Here is a 17,008-nt window from a genome sequence, read left to right on the forward strand (position 1 = left end):
AGAGCATAACCTTGCCAAGGTTAGGGTCGGGCGTTCGAATCGCCTCGCCCGCTCCAATTTCCTCCCACCCCGGGGGAAGCAAAAAGGCCGCCTTCGGGCGGCCTTTTGCTTTTAAAATTTCTGCATTTTCCCTCTTGCAACCCGGCGCGGCAATTTGTAAATCCCCGCTCACCGAAGGCGAAGCGGCAACGCGGAACTGACGGGATGGAGTGCGGGCGTAGCTCAGGGGTAGAGCATAACCTTGCCAAGGTTAGGGTCGGGCGTTCGAATCGCCTCGCCCGCTCCAATTTCCTCCCACCCCGGGGGACGCGAAAAAGGCCGCCTTCGGGCGGCCTTTTGCGTTTGATACCATCGCCTTTGGCGCCGCTCAGCCCTGGCCCCCAACACGCTGGGTGCTGTCTGCACTCCACACGAGATGGGGACGTGCCGGTGACACATCCGCGATATCGCTCAAAGACTGGCACATGGCCTGCGGAACCGGCCGCCGCTCCTGTGGAGCCTCCTCATCATAGGTGCCGCACCGGCTCAACCGCGAGTTCTCTGGCAGGCCGTCGATCAGGAAGCGCGCCACCTCGATCAGATCCGCCGCGCCCGAGGCGCGCCCCAGAATGCAGCGCAGCGAGGGCAGCAGCGCATAAAGCTCGCCATGGCTGAAGCTGGTGCTGTCTGACAGCATCACCGTCACCAGGTCCGGGTTATAGACCTGCGCCGTCATCAGCGCGGCCAGCGACGTGCCCACCCGCCCCTCCGCATCGTGCAGATAGAGCGACGCGATCATGACATCCACCTGCTCGACCTGCAGATGGCCCAGCGCCGCATCGAGCTGGCTGTGCTGCACCACCTGATGCCCATCGGCGATCAGCGCCGCAACCAGGGCACGGGTAGCATGGGTATGCGCTTCGAGGAGGAGAATGTTCATGATCGCTTCACCAAGTTGCTTTTGCCCAGAAAACGCCTTTATGTTTAACAAATCCTTTCACCAGCCCTGAAATCGGCGGGAAACCGGCAAAATTATGGCGAGAATGTGGCGCAGTGCCGCCGCCCGCGTCGCAATTGCGCCTTTTTCGCCCACCCCCACGCCGGACGCCAAGCCCGCGCCATATCCGCTTAACAAGCGCGCCGCCCCGGCCTATAAGCGGCGCAACTCCCCTACCAAAGGACGAACACATGCGGACCGCGACGATCACGCGCAAAACGGCGGAAACCGAGATTTCGGTGACCCTCGATCTGGATGGCACCGGGAAATACGACAACCAGACCGGTGTCGGCTTTTTCGACCACATGCTGGATCAGCTGTCGCGGCATTCGCTGATCGACATGACCATCCGCGCGACGGGCGATCTGCACATCGACGATCACCACACGGTCGAGGACACCGGCATTGCCATCGGTCAGGCGCTGGTGGCGGCGCTCGGCGACAAGAAGGGCATCCGCCGCTACGGGCATTTCGATCTGGCCATGGATGACGCGCAGATCGCCTGCGCGCTCGATCTCTCGGCACGGCCCTTTCTGGTGTGGAACATCGACTTTCCGACGCAAAAGATCGGCACCTTCGACACGGAATTGGTGCGCGAGTTCTTTCAGGCGCTCTCGACCCATGGCGGCATCACGCTGCACATGGACCGCACGCATGGGTTCAACAGCCACCACATCGCCGAGGCGGCCTTCAAGGCCTGCGCCCGCGCGCTTCGGATGGCGGTAGAGACCGATCCCCGTATGGCGGGGATCCTGCCCTCGACCAAGGGCGCGCTCTGACATGCTGACGGTTCTCGTTGATTACGACAGCGGCAATCTGCATTCCGCCGAAAAGGCGTTTCAGCGGATGGCGCAGGAAACCGGCGGCGGTGAGGTGCTGGTAACCTCGCGTCCCGAGGATGTTGCCCGCGCCGACCGTATCGTGCTGCCGGGCGACGGGGCGTTTCCGGCCTGCCGGGCGGCGCTGGATGGCTATGGTGGCCTCTTTGAGGCGATTGAAGAGGCGGTCCGCGTCAAGGGCCGCCCGTTTCTCGGTATCTGCGTCGGCATGCAGATGATGGCCAGCTGGGGCCGCGAATATCGCGACACGCCGGGCTTTGACTGGGTCGGCGGCGAGGTGGTGAAAATCACCCCGGCGGACCCAGCGCTGAAAGTGCCGCATATGGGCTGGAACGATCTGGCGATCGACAATCCGCACGCGCTGCTGGACGGGATCAGCACCGGCGATCACGCCTATTTCGTGCATTCCTACCACATGCATGTGACCGACCCCGCGCATCTTCTGGCCCATGTCGATTATGCCGGGCCGATCACCGCAATCATCGGCCGCGACACCATGGTGGGCATGCAGTTCCACCCCGAGAAAAGCCAGGCCACCGGCCTGCGGATGATCGCCAACTTCCTGCGCTGGAACCCGTAAAATGACCATGCCCCATCTGCCCGCGATTTTGGAGGAGATCGCGGCAGAGATGGCAGCGGCGCCCGAACGCGGGCGGCCCGCCGATTATATCCCCGAACTCGCCGCCGTGGACCCAAACCAGTTTGCCATTTCGGTGGCTTTGGCCGACGGGCAGCAATTCTCGGCGGGCGATGCCGCCACCAAATTCTCGATTCAATCGGTCTCCAAGGTCTTCACTCTCGCCATTGCGCTGGGGCGGCTCGGCGATCAGCTCTGGACCCGGGTCGGGCGCGAGCCTTCGGGCCTTGCATTCAACTCGATCCTGCAGCTGGAACATGAACAGGGGCGGCCGCGCAACCCGTTCATCAACGCAGGCGCCATCGTGGTCACCGATGCGATTCTCGCGGGCCATGCACCGCGCGAATTGCTGGGCGAATTGTTGCGCTTCATCCGCACCGCGGCGGAAGATGACGACATCCATATCAACGAATCCGTGGCGCGGTCGGAATCCGAAACCGGGCACCGCAACATGGCGCTGGCGCATTTCATGCGCGCGCATGGCAATCTGCTGAACCCGCCCGAGATGAGCCTTGGCGCCTATTTCCACCAATGCGCGGTCGAGATGACCACCGCGCAGCTGGCCCGTGCGGGGCGGTTCCTGGTCAATGCGCCGGGGCTGCCGCATCTGGTCTCCGCAACCCGTGTGCGGCGAATCAATGCGCTGATGATGACCTGCGGCCATTACGACGGCTCGGGTGATTTCGCCTATCGCGTGGGTCTGCCGGGCAAGTCCGGGGTCGGCGGCGGTATTCTGGTGATCGCACCGGGGCGGGCCTCGATTGCCGTCTGGTCGCCGGGGCTGAATGCGCAGGGCAATTCAAAACTCGGCACCGAAGCGGTCGAGCTGTTGGCCCGCCGCACCGGCTGGTCGGTCTTCGGCTAGCCCTCTCGCCGCCTCCGGGATCAGTCGCGCTCGCCGAAGAACATGACGATCATCAGCACCGTCCCCAGCACGACGACAAGCGAGCCAAAGGCGGCCAGCCCCGGCGTGCCGCCCATATCCACCACCATCTTGCCCGCAACCAGCAGGACCACCCCGGCCTGATAGATCCAATATTGCGGCTGCGCGAGCTTGCCCAACCGCATCCCCGGCCAGTTGCGGTGCAACAGCCCAAACAGACAGGATGTGACAAAGCCCAAAAGCCCGGCATGGGCATGGGAATTGGCCAGATTGAGCTGGTCGGTGATCCCCAGATAGATGCCGTACACCATCCCCAGAACGAGCCAGACCAAGCCCGTCCGGACGTAGACACGATCCAAATTCATGACGCCCCCCGATCAGGAGGGGCGCCCTCCCGCACCCGCTCCCATATCCCGAGGCTGCGCCCGAACCCGCCATCTGGCAACAGAATTTGCGGCCTTGCGACGGGTCACTTCACCCGCTGCCAGGTGCCCCCGTCACGGCAGATCCCAAAGACACAGCCTGACACCGAGAGCGCATCCCCGGCCAGTTTCAGTTTGGAATTATAGGTCTTGTTCCGGTCCGGCGACCAGACCTTGCCATCGCCATAAGCCCCGTCGCCTTTGGCCACCATATCCCAGATGATCTGCTTGCCGATATTCGGGCTCTGCATTTCCTTGCCCGCCGCATCAAAGCTCTTGACCAATGTGCCACAGAATTTCGCCCCGCAGGGGGCGACGCTGACATAGCCCGAATGGCCATTGTCATCGGCCTTTGTCTTCCAGATCCCCTCAATCGGATCCGCGCCTGCCGCTCCGGCGGCGACAAGACCCGAGCAGACCAGGGCAGCGAACAGGGCAAATTTCTTCATGATGGCTCCTCCCAAAGCATGGGGCATCACCGCATGCCCGGTGATTCCGGGCAAGTATGACGTAGCGTTGCAAGGCGCGCGCCCCTGTGGCAAGAGGCGGCAGGCCCCGAAAGCCCGCCCCTCTTCGCAGATCTGTTCTTCCCCAACCCGGAGCGCCCCGATGATCCTCTACCCCGCCATCGACCTGAAAGACGGCCAATGCGTGCGCCTGCTGCACGGCGATATGGAAAAGGCCACGGTCTTTGGCGATGATCCGGCGGCGCAGGCGGCGAAATTCGAGGCTGCAGGCTGCGAATGGGTGCATCTGGTCGATCTGAACGGCGCCTTCGCGGGCGAACCGGTGAATGCGGCGGCGGTGGAGGCGATCCTCGCCCGTATCAAGGTGCCCGCGCAGCTCGGCGGCGGCATCCGCGACATGGCCACGATCGAGCGCTGGCTCTCCAAAGGTCTCGCCCGCGTCATCCTCGGCACGGTGGCGGTGGAGAACCCCGATCTCGTGCGGCAGGCGGCGCGGGAATTCCCCGGCAAAGTGGCGGTGGGCATCGACGCCCGCAACGGCCGCGTGGCGACCAAAGGCTGGGCCACCGAGACCGAAGTGATGGTGACCGATCTCGCCAAATCCTTTGAGGATGCGGGCGTTGCCGCCATCATCTACACCGACATCATGCGCGATGGCGCGATGCAGGGCCCCAACATCGAGGCCACCGAGGCGCTGGCCCGCGCCGTCTCGATCCCGGTCATCGCCTCGGGCGGCGTTTCCTCCCTGCCCGATCTGATCGCTTTGCGCGACACCGGCGTCATCGCGGGCGCCATCTCGGGCCGCGCGATCTATGACGGCGCGCTCGATCTGACCGCGGCCCTCACGGCCCTCAAGGCCTGAGCCGATGCGGCGCTGGCTGGTCCGGGCCCTGCTTGTGGTCCTCCTCCTCAGCCTGGCGCCGCTGATCTCGGTGCTCTGGGCCAGCTGGTTCGCCAATGCGCATGGCTGCACCCTACACGAGGGGTTCACCAACCCCTGTCTGGTGAACGGCAAAGACTGGGGCGAGACGCTCTATACGGCCTTTGTGGCGGGCTGGTTTATGCTGCTGACGCTGCCCGTCACCGGATTTTGCCTGCTGGCGCTTCTGGTGATCGGCGTGCTGCGTCTGTTCCGCCGCCGCTAGGCCCGCGGCCTTTCGCCCCATCGACACCGGCGGGCATCGGCGCACCCTCAGCGCAAAGAGGAGGCCCGATGCGCCCGTCAAAAATCCCCCTGCCCGCCACAAGCGGCATCCACCGCCACATTGCCCCCGGCGACTACACCGATTGCTGGGCGCTGCCGGGCAATACCCCCGCCCCCGCCGCCCTCGCACAGGCCTTCACCACCCTGCCCGGCTGGTTCACGGCCCTCCTCGCCCTGCGCAACCGAATTGTCGCCGGGATGGGCCTGCGCACCGACACCCCCGATGGCGCGCCCCGCGCCGATCTGGCGGCCTTGCGGCAGGGCGACTGGATCGGCCTCTTCCAGATCCACGCGCTCAGCACGGAAGAAGCCATCATCGGCACCGATGACAAACATCTCGACTTTCGGCTGGTGATCGGCCGCGCGGACGGACAGATCTACTTCGGCTCCTGGATCCATCCCCACAACATCTGGGGCCGCATCTACCTGACCCTCGTGCTGCCCTTCCATCACCCGATCCTGCGCGACACGCTGCGCCGCGCCGCCCAAGCGCCCGAGCGACCCTGACGCCAGCGCCCCGCCCCCACTTCCCAAATCACGCAGAGCGGATCTTCCCTCCCCCAAAACCGCAACACCCCGCATTCTCCTGGCCGAAATACCTCGGGGTGCGGGGCAGCGCCCCGCGCCGCCGCCGCCCGCCAAGGCTCCCCCAGCAAAGGTCAGCCCCTTCCCATACCCCCCGCCCCCCGCTAAGAAGGGCCCAAAGGAGCCCCGCCATGCTGAAAACCCGGATCATCCCCTGCCTTGATGTCGCCGATGGCCGCGTGGTCAAGGGCGTCAACTTCGTCGATCTGCGCGATGCGGGCGACCCGGTCGAAGCCGCCAAAGCCTATGACGCCGCGGGCGCGGACGAGCTCTGCTTTCTCGACATCCACGCCACCCATGAAAACCGCGGCACGATGTTTGATCTGGTCACCCGCACCGCCGAGCAGTGTTTCATGCCCCTGACGGTCGGCGGCGGCGTTCGCACGCATCACGATGTCCGCGCCCTCCTCCTCGCCGGGGCCGACAAGGTCAGCTTCAACTCCGCCGCCGTCGCCAATCCCGATGTGGTGGCCGAGGCCGCCGACCGTTTCGGCAGCCAATGCATCGTCGTCGCCATCGACGCCAAGACCGTGGCCCCCGGCAAATGGGAAATCTTCACCCATGGCGGCCGCAAAGCCACCGGCATCGACGCCATCGATTTCGCCCGCACCGTCGCCGCCAAGGGCGCGGGCGAAATCCTGCTGACCTCGATGGACCGCGACGGCACCAAGGGCGGCTATAACCTGCCCCTCACCCGCGCCATCGCCGATGCGGTGGCGGTTCCGGTCATCGCCTCGGGCGGCGTCGGCACCCTCGACCACCTCGTCGAAGGGGTGACACAGGGCCATGCCTCCGCCGTCCTCGCCGCTTCGATCTTCCATTTCGGCGAATTCACCATCGGCGAGGCCAAGGCGCATATGGCCGCCGCCGGCCTCGCCATGCGGATGTGAGCACATGACCAACCCGCAAGCGCTCCCGTTCAGCCGCGCGGCTGTCGAACATTGCCGCGCCTGCTGCGCAACTGCCTGCGCCTTTCCCTCCCCGCGATCTCTGCCGCCCAGACCCTCCGCCCGGTTTCCGGCCGCATAAAGGACCCCGCCATGACCACGCTCGACCGCCTCGCCGCCACCATCGCCGCCCGCAAAGGCGCCGATCCTGACAGCAGCTGGACCGCGAAACTCTTCGCCAAGGGCCCGGAAAAATGCGCCGAGAAATTCGGCGAAGAAGCCATCGAAGCCATCATCGAAGCTGTGAAGGGCGACCGCGCCAAACTCACCTCCGAGGCCGCCGATGTGCTCTACCACCTCCTCGTCATGCTCGCCGCCCGCGACGTGACACTGGCCGAGGTCTATGCGGAACTTGAGCGCCGCGAGGGCACTTCCGGCATCGCCGAAAAAGCCGCGCGCAGCTGACGTCGTCGCCAAAGCACGGCGCCCCCTTGCGCTTTCTCCTTGTGAAAATACCTCGGGGTGCGGGGCAGCGCCCCGCTTCCGGACGATGCACAGGCGCCTCCGGGCCGGATCCGGGCACAGGCGCCCCCCCTGCCCGACAGACCCCGGCCAAAATCAGCCGGGCTCAATCCGCAACTGACCTTTCAACCAGGGATCCTCGGCAACCGCAGGATCGACCACCAGATCGGCCAGGAGCCTGCGCAAGCGCTGCGCCACCGCCCCCGGCATCGTCCCCATCACCCCCGCCCGCGCCGACAATGCCAGCCGCCGGGACAAAGGCGCGAAGGGCAAGGGCCGGATCTCCACCGCCGAACGGAACCGCGCCCCGTGCCGCACGGCGAGCGGCGTCAGGATCGTCCAGCCCTGCCCCGCGGCGACCATGGCCAGCATCGCGGCATAGCTGTCCAGCTCATAGCGATGCCCCGGCGCGACGCCCTCCGCCGCCAGATGCGCCGCGATCTGCCGCCCCATCACATTGCGCGGGCTGTAATGCAGCAGGGGCAGGCTGCCATAGTCCGCCCCGCGCGGCAAAACCGCGACAAAGGGTTCGGTCAGCAGCGGATGCACCTCATGGCCGTCGGTGGCAGGGTCGGCCTCGGCGGCCACCACCATATCCAGCGCCCGCGCCTCCAGCTGCGCGAGCAGCCGGTGGCTCGGCCCCGTCTCCAGCAAAAAGCGGCAATTGGTGACCTCGGCCCCCATTTCGGTCAAGAGCTGCGGCGTGACCTCGGCCTCCAGATCCTCGACCATCCCCAAACGAAAGCTCTGCAGATGCGCCGGATCCGCCAGCGCAATCGCCACCCGCGCCCGCGCAATCTCATCCAGCACCGTCTCGGCATGGCGGCGGAACGCCAACCCCGCCGTGGTCAATGCGAAGGGCCGCGCCGAACGGTCCACCAGCTCGGTGCCCAGCGCCGCCTCCAGCGCCGCCAGCTGCTGGCTGACCCCCGAGGCAGAAACCCCGAGGCGCCGGGCGGCGGCCGAGATGGCACGCTCTTCCGCCATCGCCACAAAAACCTCGATTCCCCAGAGGGTAACACGCCCCTGCCCCGTCTCAGATCCTGCAGCCATCGTCTTCCCTCGCCTCCGGGACCCGGCGGCCCGGCGTCACGCTAACGGCAAAGGGGCAGCCGCGCAATCACAGCGCGAGGGCCCAACCGCGTGCCCTGCCCGGCCCCGCACCCTTCCCGGCCGCGTGACGGACTTCCTCCGCTCGACCGGCTTCACCCACGACGGGCGGCCCGCATCTGGTCACCCCCGCAACGGGCCCGACCGCCCGCCCCCTCACCACCCGCATCGTGCCTGCGGCATTTCCCCCCACGCCCCGCTCGCAGCCATTGAACCCTCAGGGTCGGGCCGCTAGCCTGCCCGCATCAGTCATCCAAGGAGTGCCCCGATGCGCGACACCGCCCCCAACAGTTGGGAAGCCCGAGCCGATGCCAATTCGCTCTACGGCTTCACCGATCTGCCCTCCGTGCACCAGCGCGGCTGCGTGGTGCTGACGCATGGCAAGGGCCCCTATGTCTATGACACCCACGGGCGCGAATATCTCGATGCCAATTCCGGCCTGTGGAACATGGTGGCGGGCTTTGATCACCCCGGCCTGATCGCCGCCGCGCAAGAGCAATACACCAAGCTTGCGGGCTATCACGCCTTCTTTGGCCGCATGTCGGACCAGACGGTGATGCTCAGCGAGAAACTGGTCGAGGTCTCGCCCTTTGAAAAGGGCCGGGTGTTCTACACCAACTCCGGCTCCGAGGCGAATGACACGATGGTCAAGATCCTGTGGTTCCTGCATGCCGCCGAAGGCAAGCCGCAGCGCCGCAAGATCCTGACCCGGATGAACGCCTATCACGGCGTCACCGCCGTCTCGGCCAGCATGACCGGCAAGCCCTATAACGCGGTCTTCGGCCTGCCGCTGCCGGGTTTCATCCACCTGACCTGCCCGCATTACTGGCGCAACGGCAAGCCCGGCGAGACCGAGGCGGCCTTCACCCAGCGCATGGCGGCCGAGCTGGAAGCCACGATCATCAAGGAAGGTCCCGACACGATCGCGGGCTTTTTCGCCGAGCCGGTGATGGGTGCCGGCGGCGTGATCCCGCCCTCGGCCGGGTATTTTCAGGCGGTGGTGCCGATCCTGCGCAAATACGGGATTCCGGTCATCGCCGATGAGGTGATCACCGGCTTTGGCCGCACCGGCAACACCTGGGGCTGCCAGACCTATGATTTCATGCCCGATGCGATCATCTCGTCGAAAAACCTGACCGCCGGTTTCTTCCCGATGGGCGCGGTGATCCTCGGCGATGCGCTGTCGGACCGGGTGCAGGCCGCCTCGGAAGCGATCGAGGAATTCCCGCATGGCTTTACCGCCTCCGGGCATCCGGTGGGCTGCGCCATCGCGCTGAAAGCCATTGATGTGGTGATGAACGAGGGGCTGGCGGAAAACGTCCGCACCCTGACGCCGCTGTTTGAGGAAGGGCTGGCGCGGCTGGCCGAGAACCCGAACATCGGTGAATGGCGCGGCAAGGGGCTGATGGGGGCTTTGGAAGCGGTGAAGGACAAGGCGACGAAAACCCCCTTTGACGGTTCGCTCTCGGTGTCGGAACGCATCGCCAATGCCTGTACCGATGCCGGGCTGATCTGCCGCCCGCTGGGGCAGGCCATCGTGCTCTGCCCGCCCTTCATCATGACGCCCGCGCAGATGGACGAGATGTTTGGCAAGCTGGAGAAGGCGCTGAAAGCGGTCTTCGCCGAGGTCGCCTAAGCCCGCAGCACCGCCCGGCGCGCCGCAAGGCCGCCGGGCGCGCATTGGGCAGGTGCCGCGCGGGGCGCCCGTGCCAAGGGGAAAACAAAGGGCGCGAACCCCAAAAGACAAAGGGCGCCCAGACCGGGCGCCCTTTTTATCTGGCGTGGTGACCGCGCTTTACAGCTTGGACAGTTTCGACTGCAATTCCGCCAGCTGCTTTTTGATGGCAGCCAGATCCTCGCGGTCGGAGGTGCTGGAGGGGGTACTGACCTCTTCGGCATCCGGCCCGGTCCCGGCGGCGGTCCATCCCCCCATCATGGATTTGAGGAAGGCCTGCTGCTGGCGCTGCAGCGCCTCAAAGCCCGGCATGGTCGACATCGGATTCGGGATGGTGGTCAGGTTTTCCAGAACCTTGGACTGCCCCTCGCGCAACATCTGAAAGCTGGCCGCCAGAAATTGCGGCACGACGCTTTGCGCGCTGGTGGTGTAGCTGCGGACCAGATCGGTCAGCACATCCACCGGCAAGACGCTCTCGCCCCGGCTTTCATGTTCGGCCACGATTTGCAGCAGGTACTGGCGGGTCAGATCATCGCCCGACTTCAGGTCGACAATCTGCACCTCGCGGCCATCGCGGATGAACTTCGCGATATCCTCAAGGGTCACATAGTCACTTGTCTCAGTATTGTAGAGACGGCGGCTGGCATAGCGTTTGATCAACAGCGGCTTTGCTTCTTCGGCCATCGGGTCCTCCCCGTTGTTCTTATTGGCAGTGCAGCAAAGGGTATCGCGCGGCGCAGCAAAAGCAACCAAAGAAACGCCGCAAGCGGCCATCTGAGAAAAATATCCTGAAAGCCCGGAGAGTTACTGAAACCCCCCGACGCCAGTTCAGGATTCCTTTGCGCGCGCCAGCCCCGACAGGTCAGGGCGCAAAAAGAAAGGGCGGGCCGAAGCCCGCCCAGAACCGGGCACTGACAGGGAGGAGGAGGAAGCCAGCGCCCGTTAGGTCTTACTTCGCGGCGGCGGCCGAGGTGGCCTTCTTGGCAGCGGTCTGCACGTCGTCGGTGGCTTTTTTCACCGCGGCAGTCGCGTCTTCCGAGAAGTCCTTGCCCGCAGCCATCATCAGCTCAACGGTTTCCATTTGGACTTTTTTCGCCACTTCGGCGAAAGCAGCCATATGCTCGGCAGCCATTTCAGCAGCGGCCGATGCGAAATCGGTCATCGCCTTGGCATAGTCAGCCGGCTCTTCTTTTTTCTTCGCCAGATCGCCGACTTTGGCGATGGTGGCTTTCGTCCAGGTCGACGAGATCTCGGCCGATTTCTCGGCAGCTTCCAGAGCGACCTTGGTCATTTTTTCGCCGAGTGCCGACTGCGTCTTGAACGCGTCTTGCATTTTCGAACCGTCAACCGGGAAGTTCGACAGCATGTCTTGCATCATCTTGGTGAAATCTTGGGTCTTGGCCATCGTACTCTCCATCAAAGCTTGGGACCTGCTGTCCCGTTGCATCTGTAGAGACTATAAATGCTGCAGTGCAGCAAATCAAGTGTTTTTCGCTGCGTTGCAGAAACGTTACAATCAAAAGTTGTATCTAGAGTTCAGGTTTTTCCCGCACATAAAGGCCCGGAGCGGGGCACAGCACCGGGTAGTCTTCGGCACCCGGTTGCCGCGCAGGTACTTGTTTTCCCGAGCGTTCAGCCAGCCACGCACCCCAGCGCGGCCACCAGCTGCCGGGATGGAACTCGGACCCGGCGCGCCAGGCCTCCGGATCGGCAATCGGCGCGGTCGAGGTGTAATGCCCATATTTAAGGCGGCTGGGCGGATTGATGATGCCCGCCACATGCCCTGATTCGGAGAGCACGAAGGTGCGGTCGCGCGCGCCCATCTGCGCCACGCCGTTGAAACTGGCAAGCCAGGGGGCGATGTGGTCCTTTTCACAGGCCACGGCGAAGAGCGGCACCTTGACCCCCGACACCTTCACCAGATCACCCATCACCTCAAACCCGTCCTCGGCGAACGCATTGCCCTGGCAGAGACCGCGCAGATATTCCATCGCCATCTTGCCCGGCAGGTTGGTGCTGTCACCATTCCAGAACAAGAGGTCAAAGGCGGGCGGCGCCTCGCCCAGCATGTAGCTGCGGATGGCGGGCTGATAGATCAGATCGTTCGAGCGCAGATAGCTGAAGGTCCGCGTCATGAAGTAAGAAGACAGGATGCCATCGGCCTTGCACTGCTCTTCCAGCCCGTCGACGAAATCATCCTGCAGGAAAGCGGTGAACTCGCCCTGATCGGAGAAATCCGTCAGCGTGGTGAAGAAGGTCGCGGATTTGACCGACTTGTCCTTGTGCTTGTCCAGAAGCGCCAGCACCAGCGACAGCGTCGTGCCCGCGATGCAATATCCCACTGTGTTGATCTGCCGCTCGCCGGTGATCGCCTTCACCTTCGAGATCGCCTGCAGATAGCCGTCACGGACATAATCATCCATACCGATGTCCGCATAGTCCCGGTCGGGGTTCTTCCAGGCCACGACAAACAGCGTGAACCCCTGCTCCACAATCCATTTGATCAGGCTGTTTTGCGGCTTGAGGTCCATGATGTAGAATTTGTTGATCCAGGGCGGAAAGATCAGCAGCGGCGTCTGATGCACCGTTTCGGTTTTCGGCGCATATTGGATCAGCTCGAACATATGGTTGCGGAACACCACCGAGCCTTCGCTGGTGCCGATGTTCTCGCCCACGCGGAAGGCGTCGCGGTCGGCCAGCGTGATGACCAGATCGCCCTTGTTCGCCTCGATGTCGCGCACGAGGTTTTCCAGCCCCTGCACCAGGCTCTCGCCCTCGGTGGCCACCGCGCGCTCCAATGCATCGGGGTTGGTGGCCAGAAAATTCGTCGGCGCCATCAGGTTGACGATCTGCTTGGAGAAATAGTCCAGACGGCGGCGGTCGACCTCATCCAGCATGTCCAGCCCGGAGACCGATTCCTCGATCGCCTTGGACGAGATCAGATATTGCTGCTTGATGAAGTTGAAATAAGGATGCGTGTCCCAGAGCGGGTTGGAAAAGCGCGGATCTTTCGGGCCGGGATCGGCGGGCGGGGCCAGCGTGCCACGGGCCAGCGCCTGCTGCGCCTCCACGTAATGCTTCATCGCCTTGCCCCAGTAATTCACCTGCTGCTCGAGGATGCGGGCGGGGTTGTCGGCCAGCTCTTTGATATAGGCGGCACTGGCCTTGAGGTAGAGATCCTGCCCCGGCCCCTCCAGCGCAGTGTTCGGCGCCCGCTTTTGCGCAAGGGCCGCGATCAGGCGCTGCGACAGCCCCTCGATCTTTTTCAGATTTTCGGCCATTTTTTCAGGGAGAACAGGGAGACCCTCGTCGCCAGTTGTCATGTTAACTTTTCCCCCTTACACTTTGGGTTACCATAACGTCGCCTGCTGGGGAGGGTAAAGCGACGATTTCTCGGCAGCACCCTCCGGGGGCAAGGAGACGCGATGAAGGGTATGATGAGTTACGACCTGATGGACACCATCAGGAATACGAACGAGTGGATGGGCGCTTCGGCGCGCGCGATTGCGTCGTATCCGGTGTTTGGCATGGTCCCGCATCCGATGTTCAAGATGATGTCCGCCTGGGGCCGGGTCACCGAACGCAGCTTTGGCCGCATGGTGATCAAGCCCGACTGGGGCATCCGCACGATCCCGGGTGCCGATGGCCGCGACCATCTGGTCACGGTGGAAACGCTGGTCGAAAAGCCGTTTGGCAGCCTGATCCATTTCAACGTCAAGCGCCGGGCGCCGATGGCGCGCCGCGTGCTTCTCGTGGCGCCAATGTCGGGGCATTATGCCACGCTTCTGCGCTCGACCGTGGCCAGCCTGTTGCCCGACTGCGAAGTCTATGTGACCGACTGGCACAATGCGCGCGACATTCCGGTCTCGGCGGGCAAATTCGACATTGAGGATTACACCCTCTACCTCGTCGAATTCATGCGCCATCTGGGCCCCGATCTGAACGTGATCGCGGTCTGCCAACCGGCACCGCTGACGCTGGCCGCCACCGCCTATCTGGCCGAGGAAGAGCCCGCCGCCCAGCCCAAAACCCTGACCCTGATCGGCGGTCCGATCGACCCCGATGCCTCTGCCACCGATGTGACCGATTTTGGCCGCCGGGTGACGATGGGCCAGCTCGAGCAAAGCGTGATCCAGCGCGTCGGCTTCAAATACAAAGGCGTGGGCCGCGAGGTGTATCCGGGCCTGATGCAGCTGGCCTCGTTCATCTCGATGAACGGTGAAAAGCATGCCAAGGCCTTCTTCGACAAGATCGTCGCCGAAGCCAAGGGCGAAGGTTCCGAGCATGATGGCCACAACCGCTTCTATGATGAATATCTGGCGGTGATGGACATGACAGCGGAGTTCTACCTCTCGACCGTTGAGCGGATCTTCAAAGGGCTGGAAATCGCGCAGAACCGTTTTGTCGTGGACGGCAAGATGGTGGACATTGGCAAGATCACCAGCGTGGCGGTGAAAACCGTCGAAGGCGCGAATGACGATATCTCGGCGCCGGGTCAATGCGTCGCGGCACTGGCGCTTTGCACCGGCCTGCCGGAGAGCAAAAAGGCCAGCCACCTTGAGCCGGGCGCCGGCCATTACGGCATTTTTGCCGGGAAAAGCTGGCGCAACAACATCCGGCCCTTGGTGCTGGAGTTCATCGACCAGAACAGCGGTGCGGCGCCGAAAAAGACCGCCAAGATCCGCACCGTCGGCGGCACGGACATCGCCCCGGCCGATGGCGCCACCGGCGCCGCCTGAGCCCGATACCTCCCGCAAGATCAGAAAGGCGGCCCCTCCCCGGGCCGCCTTTTCTTTTGGTATTTCGGTGAAACGCGGCAGGGGGGAAATAAAGTCTGTTGGTCGGCAATGCGGGACGAAGCGGACGTTCGATCTATTGCGAACAACGTCTGCTCCCATGCAGTGGCATGGCAATTCGTACCATCAATTACTGAGTAGCAAGAAATCCGACCAACGCTGCAGATGGTCCTACCGCCCGACGTGTCTCTTGAACAATTTGCACTTTGGAAAATACGATTTCAACGGTGACATCATTAAATGAAATCGTCCAAAAGCGCGGTGAGAGAGCTTTCCATTTTGTTGTACGCTCGCTGCCGTAAACCTCCGTAAAGTCCCATGCTTTCGTGGGATATTTCGCGTGACCTAGCCCTTTCACATTCATAGGATTTTGTTCGAAGTGGATCACATCTGAAAATTTGAGAATGGCAACACCACCGCCCGCTACAGGTGCGATGTCGTAACTAAGCAGTAGATCAGAGCCGTCGGAAAATATGGCTGGGTTTTCAACCGTTCCAATAGCCGGAAAGTCTTCTTGTGGGGTTTTGCTTTCCATAACTTCCTCTTGAAAGTCGACCTCAATCTATGATGCGGACCTTGGTGCAGAATGCAGCGCTCAGCAAGAAGGGCTCAAAGCTGACCAATACCGCCTGCCCCCGTGCCTGAACCGCCCTTAGACTTCCAACAACCGATGTCCCGCCGCCTGCAGCAAGCCTTCGGCCCGCGCGACATCCCCGGCCTTGACCAACAGGTGATCCCCGTCAAAGGTCGAGACGACAAAGATACCCAGACCCGCCTCGGACAAAGGACGGATCACCGAGAGCACGATCCCCGTCTCGTCAAAGGCAAAGGGCCCGACCAGCTCCCAGCAGCGCCAGCCCGCATCCTGCTGTGCCTCAGCGGGCACCCGCTCGGCCCGGCACAGGATCGACAGTTCCGTGCCGCTGCGCGAGATGCTGGAAAACCCCTCGCCCTCCGCCCAGGCGGGAATCGGTGTTTCGGGATCAAGACGCGCCACGGCATACAGCCCCGGCAAGGGACGCAGACGAACAGAAACCGGCATTTCAGACCTCATTTCAACAAAAGCGGCGCCGCCAGCCAATCCTCCAGCGCCCGGGTGACCTTGACCGGCTGCTCGAGCGGGGTCAGATGGCCCGCCCCGAGGATCAGCCGGAATTCAGCATGGGGCATCAGTTCCGCCAGAAACTGATGCCGGCGCGGCGGACAGATCGTGTCATATTCCCCGCAGAGCAGCAGCGCCCGCACCCGCGTGTTGCGCAAGGCGCGCTGCTGATCGGGCCGCCGCATCAGCGCCCGCGATTGCTGCTGATAGACCTCGGGGCCGAGCGCATCGGCCATCTCCAGCATCATCGCCTGTACCTCCTGCCGCCCCTCGCCGGGCGCCAGCGCCTCGGCAGGCACCTCCTCCAACAAGGCGGCATCGAAACGCCCGGCGCGCGCGCGGACCATTCGCGCCTCGCGCAGCGCCGCCGCCTGCGGGGTTTCGGCCAGCGAATTCACATTCATCAAGGCAATCCGCAGCACCCGCTCGGGCGCGCGGCGCAGCACTTCCATTGCCACCAAGGCGCCCAGCCAATGCCCGATCAGCGCGAATTTCGGCGGCGCGGCCGCCAACACCTGCCCCGCCATCTCCTCCACGCTCGCCCCCTGCGCAAGGCAGCCCACCTGCACCGGATGCCGGGCGGAAAGACCGATGATCTGGTGCCAGAACAGCCGGGCATCGCCCATCAGCCCGGGTAAAAACACCAGTGGTTCACCTGTCATCCGCCGTCTCTCCTTGCCCCGCAGGGGCGGGGATATGGCGCGAGAGTGGCATGGAACCCCGGCGAGGCAAAGCCCCCCACCCGCCCGCAGGGCCCGCCATCGGCGGGTTTTTGTTCCCTGTGAGGGGCTTAGTCTGCCCAGGCGATGGCGCTGGCGCTGGCGACGCCGGGGGGAGGCGATTGGCTAGAGGCGCGCCGGAGACCGGGCGGTGGGGCAAGGGGCGGCGCGCGCCCACCTTGCT

Annotated in this window: 21 protein-coding genes and 1 tRNA gene; 12 read left to right on the plus strand and 10 right to left on the minus strand. The window is 63.9% G+C overall.

All coding sequences use genetic code 11. The annotated features are described in order from the left end of the window. The coding region (locus ACEN2S_RS22520) for a hypothetical protein (protein ID WP_441870738.1) at positions 1–200 on the plus strand (200 nt) is incomplete at its 5' end. Between the two features lie 11 nt (positions 201–211). After that, positions 212–286: transfer RNA gene (locus ACEN2S_RS22525), tRNA-Gly, on the plus strand. 81 nt (positions 287–367) lie between these two features. On the opposite strand, the gene ACEN2S_RS22530 is transcribed toward ACEN2S_RS22525, so the two are convergent. Next, on the minus strand, positions 368–919 hold the full coding sequence (locus ACEN2S_RS22530; RefSeq protein ID WP_441870740.1) for a hypothetical protein: 552 nt from the start codon (positions 917–919) through the stop codon (positions 368–370). Positions 920–1,167: 248 nt separating this feature from the next. On the opposite strand from ACEN2S_RS22530, the gene hisB reads away from it, so the two are divergent. Genes hisB through ACEN2S_RS22545 form a run of 3 tightly spaced genes read left to right on the plus strand, consistent with a single transcriptional unit; the run spans position 1,168 to position 3,317 of the window. Further along, positions 1,168–1,755, plus strand: a complete 588-nt coding sequence (gene hisB / locus ACEN2S_RS22535) for an imidazoleglycerol-phosphate dehydratase HisB (protein WP_441870742.1) — start codon at positions 1,168–1,170, stop codon at positions 1,753–1,755. A 1-nt stretch (position 1,756) separates the two neighbouring features. Continuing rightward, positions 1,757–2,395, plus strand: a complete 639-nt coding sequence (hisH, locus tag ACEN2S_RS22540) for an imidazole glycerol phosphate synthase subunit HisH (protein WP_441870744.1) — start codon at positions 1,757–1,759, stop codon at positions 2,393–2,395. Positions 2,396–2,402: 7 nt separating this feature from the next. Beyond that, entirely contained in the window at positions 2,403–3,317 is a 915-nt protein-coding gene (locus tag ACEN2S_RS22545; protein ID WP_441870793.1) for a glutaminase, read from the plus strand. A 20-nt stretch (positions 3,318–3,337) separates the two neighbouring features. Here the strand turns inward: ACEN2S_RS22545 and ACEN2S_RS22550 are convergent, their stop codons facing one another. Further along, on the minus strand, positions 3,338–3,700 hold the full coding sequence (locus ACEN2S_RS22550; protein ID WP_441870747.1) for a hypothetical protein: 363 nt from the start codon (positions 3,698–3,700) through the stop codon (positions 3,338–3,340). A gap of 104 nt (positions 3,701–3,804) precedes the next feature. Next, positions 3,805–4,206, minus strand: a complete 402-nt coding sequence (locus tag ACEN2S_RS22555; protein ID WP_441870749.1) for a DUF2147 domain-containing protein — start codon at positions 4,204–4,206, stop codon at positions 3,805–3,807. Between the two features lie 160 nt (positions 4,207–4,366). On the opposite strand from ACEN2S_RS22555, the gene hisA reads away from it, so the two are divergent. The 5 genes from hisA (at position 4,367) to ACEN2S_RS22580 (ending at position 7,365) form a co-directional block, all read left to right on the plus strand. After that, entirely contained in the window at positions 4,367–5,086 is a 720-nt protein-coding gene (gene hisA / locus ACEN2S_RS22560; RefSeq protein WP_441870752.1) for a 1-(5-phosphoribosyl)-5-[(5-phosphoribosylamino)methylideneamino]imidazole-4-carboxamide isomerase, read from the plus strand. A 4-nt stretch (positions 5,087–5,090) separates the two neighbouring features. After that, positions 5,091–5,369 carry a hypothetical protein gene (locus ACEN2S_RS22565; protein WP_441870755.1) on the plus strand — a complete coding sequence of 93 codons (279 nt, stop codon included), beginning with the start codon at positions 5,091–5,093 and terminating at the stop codon, positions 5,367–5,369. A gap of 68 nt (positions 5,370–5,437) precedes the next feature. Continuing rightward, entirely contained in the window at positions 5,438–5,935 is a 498-nt protein-coding gene (locus ACEN2S_RS22570; RefSeq protein ID WP_441870757.1) for a DUF2867 domain-containing protein, read from the plus strand. Positions 5,936–6,144: 209 nt separating this feature from the next. Next, the gene (gene hisF, locus ACEN2S_RS22575) at positions 6,145–6,903 is read left to right on the plus strand and encodes an imidazole glycerol phosphate synthase subunit HisF (RefSeq protein ID WP_441870760.1); all 759 of its coding nucleotides are present in this window, start codon (positions 6,145–6,147) and stop codon (positions 6,901–6,903) included. Between the two features lie 150 nt (positions 6,904–7,053). Beyond that, positions 7,054–7,365 carry a phosphoribosyl-ATP diphosphatase gene (locus ACEN2S_RS22580; protein ID WP_441870763.1) on the plus strand — a complete coding sequence of 104 codons (312 nt, stop codon included), beginning with the start codon at positions 7,054–7,056 and terminating at the stop codon, positions 7,363–7,365. 153 nt (positions 7,366–7,518) lie between these two features. On the opposite strand, the gene ACEN2S_RS22585 is transcribed toward ACEN2S_RS22580, so the two are convergent. Beyond that, a complete protein-coding gene (locus tag ACEN2S_RS22585; RefSeq protein WP_441870766.1) occupies positions 7,519–8,475 on the minus strand; it encodes a LysR family transcriptional regulator in 957 nt (318 codons plus the stop codon). Between the two features lie 325 nt (positions 8,476–8,800). Between ACEN2S_RS22585 and ACEN2S_RS22590 the strand changes: the two genes are divergently transcribed. Next, on the plus strand, positions 8,801–10,168 hold the full coding sequence (locus tag ACEN2S_RS22590; RefSeq protein WP_441870769.1) for an aminotransferase: 1,368 nt from the start codon (positions 8,801–8,803) through the stop codon (positions 10,166–10,168). Positions 10,169–10,327: 159 nt separating this feature from the next. Here ACEN2S_RS22590 and phaR read toward each other — a convergent pair whose 3' ends face one another. The 3 genes from phaR to phaC form a co-directional block, all read right to left on the minus strand. Further along, entirely contained in the window at positions 10,328–10,891 is a 564-nt protein-coding gene (gene phaR, locus ACEN2S_RS22595) for a polyhydroxyalkanoate synthesis repressor PhaR (RefSeq protein WP_441870772.1), read from the minus strand. 265 nt (positions 10,892–11,156) lie between these two features. Further along, positions 11,157–11,612: a Phasin gene (locus ACEN2S_RS22600; protein WP_441870775.1), complete on the minus strand. Its 456-nt coding sequence runs from the start codon at positions 11,610–11,612 to the stop codon at positions 11,157–11,159. Positions 11,613–11,736: 124 nt separating this feature from the next. Further along, positions 11,737–13,488, minus strand: a complete 1,752-nt coding sequence (phaC, locus tag ACEN2S_RS22605) for a class I poly(R)-hydroxyalkanoic acid synthase (protein ID WP_441870778.1) — start codon at positions 13,486–13,488, stop codon at positions 11,737–11,739. Between the two features lie 144 nt (positions 13,489–13,632). Between phaC and phaZ the strand changes: the two genes are divergently transcribed. Then, complete coding sequence (phaZ, locus tag ACEN2S_RS22610; protein WP_441870781.1) at positions 13,633–14,946, plus strand: polyhydroxyalkanoate depolymerase; 1,314 nt, start codon at positions 13,633–13,635, stop codon at positions 14,944–14,946. Positions 14,947–15,133: 187 nt separating this feature from the next. Here the strand turns inward: phaZ and ACEN2S_RS22615 are convergent, their stop codons facing one another. From ACEN2S_RS22615 to ACEN2S_RS22625, 3 genes are all read right to left on the minus strand, one after another. Beyond that, positions 15,134–15,538, minus strand: a complete 405-nt coding sequence (locus tag ACEN2S_RS22615; RefSeq protein ID WP_441870784.1) for a hypothetical protein — start codon at positions 15,536–15,538, stop codon at positions 15,134–15,136. Between the two features lie 117 nt (positions 15,539–15,655). Beyond that, positions 15,656–16,045, minus strand: a complete 390-nt coding sequence (locus ACEN2S_RS22620; protein ID WP_441870787.1) for an ACT domain-containing protein — start codon at positions 16,043–16,045, stop codon at positions 15,656–15,658. Between the two features lie 8 nt (positions 16,046–16,053). Next, positions 16,054–16,767, minus strand: coding sequence for an alpha/beta fold hydrolase (locus ACEN2S_RS22625; RefSeq protein WP_441870790.1), 714 nt, complete (start codon positions 16,765–16,767; stop codon positions 16,054–16,056). Positions 16,768–17,008: the final 241 nt, after the last annotated feature.

This window comes from Phaeovulum sp. W22_SRMD_FR3 (assembly GCF_052113705.1).
Lineage (GTDB): Bacteria > Pseudomonadota > Alphaproteobacteria > Rhodobacterales > Rhodobacteraceae > JBGQOG01.

Bases quoted from the DNA above. Each gene is read 5' to 3' on its own strand.
- phaZ (WP_441870781.1), top strand. From the start codon at position 13,633: ATGAAGGGTATGATGAGTTACGACCTGATGGACACCATCAGGAATACG.
- ACEN2S_RS22565 (WP_441870755.1), top strand. From the start codon at position 5,091: ATGCGGCGCTGGCTGGTCCGGGCCCTGCTTGTGGTCCTCCTCCTCAGC.
- ACEN2S_RS22580 (WP_441870763.1), top strand. From the start codon at position 7,054: ATGACCACGCTCGACCGCCTCGCCGCCACCATCGCCGCCCGCAAAGGC.
- ACEN2S_RS22555 (WP_441870749.1), bottom strand. From the start codon at position 4,206: ATGAAGAAATTTGCCCTGTTCGCTGCCCTGGTCTGCTCGGGTCTTGTC.
- ACEN2S_RS22615 (WP_441870784.1), bottom strand. From the start codon at position 15,538: ATGGAAAGCAAAACCCCACAAGAAGACTTTCCGGCTATTGGAACGGTT.
- hisH (WP_441870744.1), top strand. From the start codon at position 1,757: ATGCTGACGGTTCTCGTTGATTACGACAGCGGCAATCTGCATTCCGCC.
- ACEN2S_RS22570 (WP_441870757.1), top strand. From the start codon at position 5,438: ATGCGCCCGTCAAAAATCCCCCTGCCCGCCACAAGCGGCATCCACCGC.
- ACEN2S_RS22545 (WP_441870793.1), top strand. From the start codon at position 2,403: ATGCCCCATCTGCCCGCGATTTTGGAGGAGATCGCGGCAGAGATGGCA.
- ACEN2S_RS22600 (WP_441870775.1), bottom strand. From the start codon at position 11,612: ATGGCCAAGACCCAAGATTTCACCAAGATGATGCAAGACATGCTGTCG.
- phaR (WP_441870772.1), bottom strand. From the start codon at position 10,891: ATGGCCGAAGAAGCAAAGCCGCTGTTGATCAAACGCTATGCCAGCCGC.
- ACEN2S_RS22530 (WP_441870740.1), bottom strand. From the start codon at position 919: ATGAACATTCTCCTCCTCGAAGCGCATACCCATGCTACCCGTGCCCTG.
- ACEN2S_RS22625 (WP_441870790.1), bottom strand. From the start codon at position 16,767: ATGACAGGTGAACCACTGGTGTTTTTACCCGGGCTGATGGGCGATGCC.
- ACEN2S_RS22585 (WP_441870766.1), bottom strand. From the start codon at position 8,475: ATGGCTGCAGGATCTGAGACGGGGCAGGGGCGTGTTACCCTCTGGGGA.
- phaC (WP_441870778.1), bottom strand. From the start codon at position 13,488: ATGGCCGAAAATCTGAAAAAGATCGAGGGGCTGTCGCAGCGCCTGATC.
- ACEN2S_RS22590 (WP_441870769.1), top strand. From the start codon at position 8,801: ATGCGCGACACCGCCCCCAACAGTTGGGAAGCCCGAGCCGATGCCAAT.
- ACEN2S_RS22620 (WP_441870787.1), bottom strand. From the start codon at position 16,045: ATGCCGGTTTCTGTTCGTCTGCGTCCCTTGCCGGGGCTGTATGCCGTG.
- hisA (WP_441870752.1), top strand. From the start codon at position 4,367: ATGATCCTCTACCCCGCCATCGACCTGAAAGACGGCCAATGCGTGCGC.
- hisF (WP_441870760.1), top strand. From the start codon at position 6,145: ATGCTGAAAACCCGGATCATCCCCTGCCTTGATGTCGCCGATGGCCGC.
- ACEN2S_RS22550 (WP_441870747.1), bottom strand. From the start codon at position 3,700: ATGAATTTGGATCGTGTCTACGTCCGGACGGGCTTGGTCTGGCTCGTT.
- hisB (WP_441870742.1), top strand. From the start codon at position 1,168: ATGCGGACCGCGACGATCACGCGCAAAACGGCGGAAACCGAGATTTCG.